We start from the raw sequence: 6,200 nt of genomic DNA, 5'->3' as shown, positions 1-6,200 counted from the left end.
AAGGTGGCCCGAAACCCCGAACTTTAGGCAATCTGGCCGCCTTCCTTCGCATTATGGGTTGCTGCGGATAACTCAAGTTATGACGAGGTGAGCATAACTCCAGCCAGCTTTCAAGGTAAGCGGCTGTGTTTTCGCGAGGATCATGGGATACACCCAGGTCAGCGCAAAGGAATGCTGCGGACAGTTCTGCGACCAGCTCTTCGAGCGCATAAGCGTTGGTGCCGAAGCGGCCCGACATATCACGATCAAGGCGATGTTTTGCGCCTGACCAATGACCAATTTCGTGAAGAAGCGATGAGTACAGGTGGACGTCGCTTAAAAAACGCTCCCGGTCGGGCATGAGAATGTCGTCAGGTCCAGGACGATAGCAAGCCTTCGTGCCGCCGTAGTGAATGATAGCTCCGGTCTGGCTAACAAAGGTGTCGACGGTTTCATTGTGCGGCACAGGCACCGTCGGCATCGGTTCGGCCGGGCTGTAATATTCGGTAGGCAGGTGTTCGATCTGCTCTACGTTGAATACCGTGTAGCCTTTGAGATAAGGGATTGAACGGTCGTCATCGGCGTCCTGATCCTTCGGGGTAAAGGTGCCATATTTAACGACAAACGATCCACGTTCGCCCTTCCGGATTTGACCGCCGAGATCCTTCGCCTGACGATAGGTCATCCAGGTGGTGTCCTCGTAGCCGTTCATCTGCGATGCGATCCAGAGCATAAGGACATTGATGCCGCGATAGGCCTCGCCGCTGGATCGGCGTGGGATGATGGAGGTAGGGCGGGTATTTCCGCGCCACGGCCGCACCCAAGGTTTGGTGCCGGCTTCCAGTTGTTCGATGATGAGGTTTGTGATGCGCTGATAGGTGTCGCTGACATGGTTCATAACCGTCTCCATTCGTTGGTTGACGGCAAGAAACGGAGATAGCCGAGACGACCCCACGCACCCTTGGGCCGCAACGGAAGAGGAGGACCGCGAAGCGGTTGCATGGGAGAGTGGCTATCGTAGCTTGTCCGTCAATCAGCCAACGAACGAGACGGCCTAGATGTCAGTCACCGTTTTCGAACGGGACCGGCCTCGGCACGGAAGGGGTGCCGTTTATCGTTCGCGGTCGTCGGAATCCCGCTCGGGCGGCTTGTGCGCCGACAACTCTGCAAGCCGGGATGTGTCCGCGGCGCTTTTCTGCTCTGGCGGCATTCGTTCGACGACGGGATCATCTGCATTTCTGACCTGATCCGGACGCGACAGGCGGGAGAAGTCAGAACGAGCCGTGAATGTGATTTCGGTATCATCATTGGGCAACCGCTCTGGAAGGTCGGCGCGATCAACGGCGACAATCCCGTGGTCGCTAACAAGGCTGACAACACGGATATCGTGACCGAGTACCTGACCTGAAACCTGTTCGCCCGGCCTGACGCTGCGCACGTTGTGCTCGAAAGCATTCTCACCGCGCATTTCCAGATCGACGAATGCAGCTCTTATGGCTTCCTGTCGGTTTGGATCGATCGCGTCTTCAAAGACATGTTTCATAGCTGGACTGGAGGGATCGTTGGTCGTCGCGATCGACGCTTCGATCATGCGCGGCTTGGTAATGACCGTGAAGTCAACCTCATGACCATATTCGCGACCAAGAGATGCTAGCAGCGCCTCCTGCGTCCGTCCGTTTCCTTCTCGAAACGGGTGCACATAATTCAACTCTGCCAACACTTTACCGGCGATCTCGGCGAACCGTTCGACCGACGATCCGCGCAAAATTTCGGGATTCCGGATCGGCCTAAAGGCTTCATCCAAGCCCATCTCGATACGCGAACCGTGCAGGAACGAGGTTCCGCCTTTCGACAGATTGCCAATCGGCTCCACTCTCTGGCCGTCAACTACCGGGCTTTCTTCCCGGGTATGACCGGCCCATTCATAAATATCTTGGAAAATATGACCATGAATGGCCTTCAGATGTTGCGCGTCGAAAGCGCCTTTCGGGCCGTCTCCTTCGCCAATCTCAACCATCCGGAATGCTGTCGCGCGATATTCTTCGACGCGCAGTTCCTTATGAGACCGGATTCCGAGTTTGTTGCGCAGCACGTCCCTGCGATCAGGATCGTCCGATATATTCGGATAGGTATAGGAGCCTTTGGGTTCCGTTTCAGCCATGACGAAGATCAACAAAAAGCCGCCAGCCCAAGGCAGGCGGTCTCATGTCCCAAAATGTTGAAGGGGAATTACTGAGGTTTGCGAACAACGCGCGCTTTGTATTCGTCGCGCGTGATCTCGCCGGCAACATAGGCCGCGGTTGCCGCCTCCAACAATGGATCGTGGACATAGCCCTGTCGCATATTTGCGGCGCGCGCCTGATCCGTAGCCTTTTTGCGCTTGGCAACAGCTTCCGGAGATCGATCCGGACGGGGGGCATGAAAGTTCATCTTCAAAACTCCTGTTGTTGTCTACACTAGCATCAAAAGCGTTGAAAATCCAGAAAACAAAGGGATTCTACGGCACTACTGTGAATTGCGCCCGGCATTTGACCGGGCGCTGTTGGGCTATCAATTGCGCGGTTCCCATTCGAGAACGGCCTGAAGGCTTGGGTCGTCCTGTCCGCCGAAGCGGCCCAGATTGGCGTTGTAGTTCAGGCGACGGATCGAGAGATTGCGCTTAAAACCTTCGCCATCGGCCTTTGCCTTTTTCCAGATGCCGCCAACCTCGATATTAAAGCCACGCGGTGACTTGGCGAAAACGCGATGCGTAGGAGCGTCCGGGTTTTCCGAGTTGAAGGGCACGACCTCGATGTCGATATCGTCGGTCAGGGTCGAGATGCGGCCTTTGCCGGATGCAGTGTCGAGGTCTTCGCTGTCGAACTGGATGAAATTGGTGATTTCGTTGGCCATGGTATTCACTCCTCTGTGTGGTTGCGATGATCGTTCACTGGCACGGCGGTAAGCGGTGTTGCACCCTTGGGCCGGAGCGCAGCGGAGGAAGCCGAGGGCCGAAAAATTTGTCGCGCGAGGAGCCGCAGGCGGGGAAATTTTTCAGGCTTCCGGCTTTGCAGCAATCGCGTCGACGTGCGAACGAGCGTCAAATGCAACCGATTTAGAGGTGTGGTCTATGCGCCAATATGGCAACTCGTCTCGTCGGCGTAGACCATTGATACGGTACTGATAATGCAAACGCATGATAGCCGGATTCAACGCATTTTCAACGGTTTCCGTGTGCTCATGACAAATATGGATAACCGGAACGGTTCTCTGCACTGATTATTCTGGAATACCAACTTTGCTATGTTCGGTGGGCGTTTTCTGAAGGCATGGGCCGGACGATAAGTGCGGGCTCTCTCCATCCGCCGCCCAAGCTCCAAGCAACCGTTCACGTGCTTCGTTCTCGGCATACCCGTATTCGGCAATGTCAATGCCGTGATTTCGCGGCAAGTAGAGCGACATCGCTTCAGCCCGACCCACGTGCACGATTGCAAGGCCGATATCCGTAGTCACGAGAAAGCACTGACCGACAGAGCGGTTATAGCGATCGATGTCAACGATCCGGCAGGACACATGCTTCCCGTCGATCATTTTGCGGAGGTAGCTGCGCGCAACCAGGCCGCATGGCCATGTCTTGCTGTTCAAAAGGCCGCTCTGCTCCTTTTCGCAAGCGTCGATTGCGGCAATCCGGACACGCTGTTGTCGTATGCTGATCGTATCGCCATCGATGACGCGGGCCGTTCCTGCCACGGAACCTGGCCATTGGTCTGCGACGGCAAGACCGACAGTCAGCGGCAGGGCCACCGCGAGGCGAAAATGTAGCGAAAGATCAATGTATTCCCTCCATTCCATGTCTGGCAGCAAGCCCGAAAACCGAGCGGGCAAGATGTAGTTCGCCGACCGCGGCGCGCTCTGTCATGGCGCGCAAATAGCCGCCCGGCGACTTCACTTTTTGCTCATCGAACTTCTGCAGCGTGATTGCGATGGCAATCGCGGCGGCTTGTTCCCCCATCTGATCGACCGCGCGGCGGCGTGCGTCTTCGGAAATGCCGGCCATGCGGCAAATTGGCGGGGCGAGCCGAGCCAATTCAGCCCAGGTGCGGGGGCGCGACATTCCATAGGTGGTCAGCGCCGGTATTGCCCGTAACAGATCCTGCAGGCCCACTAACGCTTGTGGCGGGTGTTGCGGTTGATTTAATATACTCGAATTGTGCCCCAGGCTTTTTTCGAAAGCCCTCTTACCGGCGAAGCCGGTGTTTGGGTAATTGAGTTGTTCGGCGTTAGCCGAATGCATTTCACCTCTACTATTTTCAAGGGAATAAGGGTTTGTAATCTGTTTGTGCGTGTCGTTTTCGGCATACGGGCATGTCGAATCTTCGTATCTATCCGAAAACTGGTCACGGCGAGGCAGCTGCATCGCCCGCTCGACGATCCATTCAATCAAGCCTGTTGCGCGACGGAGAACGGCGCTTGATGCCTTGCTCGCGATGCCTACTGCATCGAGAACACGCGCAAAACGCTTCTCGATCAACGCGCGCAGCCGCGCGGGCAGGTCCTCGATAGACGCGAGCGCGTAACGCAGATTGCGAACGGCGCCGCGATAGCGACGCAGGTTCGCATTAAATGACTTCTTTTCCGCCTTTGCCTTCCGGACCATCCCATCGAATTCCGGGAAGCGAGCTATAAGAACACGCAGATCGATGCCGCAAGCGTCGGCAATACTACCGTTCCCATTACGGACCGGATAGCGCTTATAGTTGCCGCTGTCCTGCATGGTTACTAAACCGGCATCGAATAGCCGTGACAAGATGCGGCTCACACGTCCCTCGGATCGTCCGATCTCGAAGGCAAGCGTCGCATTGGATTTGAACACGATCGGTCGGCCGCCTTTGTCATAGCTCTCGGATGGAGCCGTATTGATCAGGGCCACAAGCAAGTGCGCCTCGGTGCCATTGATGAGGCCAAGGCAAGGGAGTGACTGCGCAAGACCGATCAGTTGGCCGCGTGTTACCGTTCCGATCTTTGCGGACTGAGCCAGCCGCCGAAACTCGGTTCGTTGTGATGTCTGTTTGCGGCCGACCCGCCGCACAGGCTGTTGGGCTTCTCCCATACTCCTCGTCTCCTCTTAGGGACCAGGCAAAGCTTTCCCGTTCGCCGAAAAGCGTTTTGTATTGACTTTGGAAGTTGGGAGTGCGACTTTATTTTTACGAAATATTTGAAATTTGCACCCCGCTTCCGGATTTTTTCGGGAGCGGTTTTTCTTTTTTACCCGGTCACATTCTCCTCAAAGTTTGGTATTCGACAGCAAGGAATGTTACCGATTTGGTTCATTACGACAACCCATAAACACACGTTCTGCCTGAAAAGTGCGCCTTAGAGGCCATTATTTTTAGATCTGAGGACTGTAATTTCCCTGATAAGTCATCCCCCCGGTATTTCCGTATTACCTTTTCGGTAACATAAATCGAACTTACCCGTTTTATTAATCGAAGCCATTTCGCCTCTCTTAATGGGCCTCCGGCATCCCTACAGCGCGATATGAGAGCGCGGGTGCCTCCGGCCGGCGGCGTTCGCTACGCTCTCACCGCATTTGGTGCACTAAAATTGTTTGAAGATCCCAAACTGATTAACCCGAGAACAGGATTCTACTGAAGGGTCTTCGATGTTTTCGGATAAGCGACGGGTTGGAATCTGGATTCAAGGCGATTATATTTTCGGCGTTCAAAGCGGATGGAGACGTGACCAGATTGCGTTGAACGGCCCCGGTGTCTTTGGGAAGAACACCGGGGTTTAATTCCTTCGGTCAGCTCCGCGTTTGGCGCGAAAAAACGATTGAGCGCTTGAAAGTCAGCTGAAGCCACCAAAAAGCGTCAGCCCTTTTCGAAAGACGGTCGCCCATGGCAATGTAGAGAGCGTTCATGCGTTTTCAGCCGCTACCGCGCAGTTAAATTTTGTATGCACAGCTTTCAATCAGAGTCTTGTTTACATTTTTATGCGCAGTATCGACTTATGAACGACAATTATCCTTCCTCAATGATCGATTGGACTGGCAAATCAACTTTCAAACGCCGACAACACGCCCGGTTGCTGGTGGCGGTGATTGTCATGTTGATAGCTTTCGTCGGGGTCACAACGCTCGCGTACAACCTCCTCGCATCAGGTACATCCGACCGCGCCATCCTTCTAGAAGACGCGTCGTCGAATGAAATGTTTGACTGATCCTAAAAAGGCCACTTCGCTTA

General features: G+C 54.8%; 7 protein-coding genes. 1 reads left to right on the top strand and 6 read right to left on the bottom strand.

Annotation, left to right across the window (positions count from 1 at the left end; all coding sequences use genetic code 11):
• The 6 genes from FG152_RS22915 to repC form a co-directional block, all read right to left on the bottom strand.
• On the bottom strand, positions 1 to 877 hold an 877-nt coding region (locus FG152_RS22915; protein ID WP_498988583.1), incomplete at its 3' end, for an ArdC family protein.
• Between the two features lie 213 nt (positions 878 to 1,090).
• Positions 1,091 to 2,140 carry a Fic/DOC family protein gene (locus tag FG152_RS22910; RefSeq protein WP_256886582.1) on the bottom strand — a complete coding sequence of 350 codons (1,050 nt, stop codon included), beginning with the start codon at positions 2,138 to 2,140 and terminating at the stop codon, positions 1,091 to 1,093.
• Positions 2,141 to 2,208: 68 nt separating this feature from the next.
• The gene (locus FG152_RS22905) at positions 2,209 to 2,409 is read right to left on the bottom strand and encodes an antitoxin VbhA family protein (RefSeq protein WP_256886581.1); all 201 of its coding nucleotides are present in this window, start codon (positions 2,407 to 2,409) and stop codon (positions 2,209 to 2,211) included.
• A gap of 120 nt (positions 2,410 to 2,529) precedes the next feature.
• Positions 2,530 to 2,871, bottom strand: coding sequence for a DUF736 family protein (locus tag FG152_RS22900; protein ID WP_094574695.1), 342 nt, complete (start codon positions 2,869 to 2,871; stop codon positions 2,530 to 2,532).
• 366 nt (positions 2,872 to 3,237) lie between these two features.
• Entirely contained in the window at positions 3,238 to 3,810 is a 573-nt protein-coding gene (locus FG152_RS22895; protein WP_256886580.1) for a thermonuclease family protein, read from the bottom strand.
• Positions 3,788 to 5,068 (bottom strand): plasmid replication protein RepC, encoded by a 1,281-nt coding sequence (gene repC / locus FG152_RS22890; RefSeq protein WP_256886579.1) that lies wholly within the window; start codon positions 5,066 to 5,068, stop codon positions 3,788 to 3,790. Before repC ends, FG152_RS22895 begins: the two co-directional genes overlap by 23 nt.
• 899 nt (positions 5,069 to 5,967) lie before the next feature.
• Here repC and FG152_RS22885 point away from each other — a divergent pair.
• Positions 5,968 to 6,177, top strand: coding sequence for a hypothetical protein (locus FG152_RS22885; protein WP_256886578.1), 210 nt, complete (start codon positions 5,968 to 5,970; stop codon positions 6,175 to 6,177).
• The last annotated feature ends 23 nt before the right edge of the window (positions 6,178 to 6,200 follow it).

It is taken from the genome of Ochrobactrum sp. XJ1 (genome assembly GCF_024701725.1).
In the GTDB taxonomy this organism is placed as follows: domain Bacteria; phylum Pseudomonadota; class Alphaproteobacteria; order Rhizobiales; family Rhizobiaceae; genus Brucella; species Brucella anthropi.
The sequence above is the reverse complement of the archived record's forward strand: the minus strand, read 5'-3'. Positions and strand labels throughout refer to the sequence as shown.

Coding starts and splice junctions, on each gene's coding strand:
- FG152_RS22910 (WP_256886582.1), bottom strand. CDS start 2,140: ATGGCTGAAACGGAACCCAAAGGCTCCTATACCTATCCGAATATATCG.
- FG152_RS22885 (WP_256886578.1), top strand. CDS start 5,968: ATGAACGACAATTATCCTTCCTCAATGATCGATTGGACTGGCAAATCA.
- FG152_RS22905 (WP_256886581.1), bottom strand. CDS start 2,409: ATGAACTTTCATGCCCCCCGTCCGGATCGATCTCCGGAAGCTGTTGCC.
- FG152_RS22900 (WP_094574695.1), bottom strand. CDS start 2,871: ATGGCCAACGAAATCACCAATTTCATCCAGTTCGACAGCGAAGACCTC.
- repC (WP_256886579.1), bottom strand. CDS start 5,068: ATGGGAGAAGCCCAACAGCCTGTGCGGCGGGTCGGCCGCAAACAGACA.
- FG152_RS22895 (WP_256886580.1), bottom strand. CDS start 3,810: ATGGAATGGAGGGAATACATTGATCTTTCGCTACATTTTCGCCTCGCG.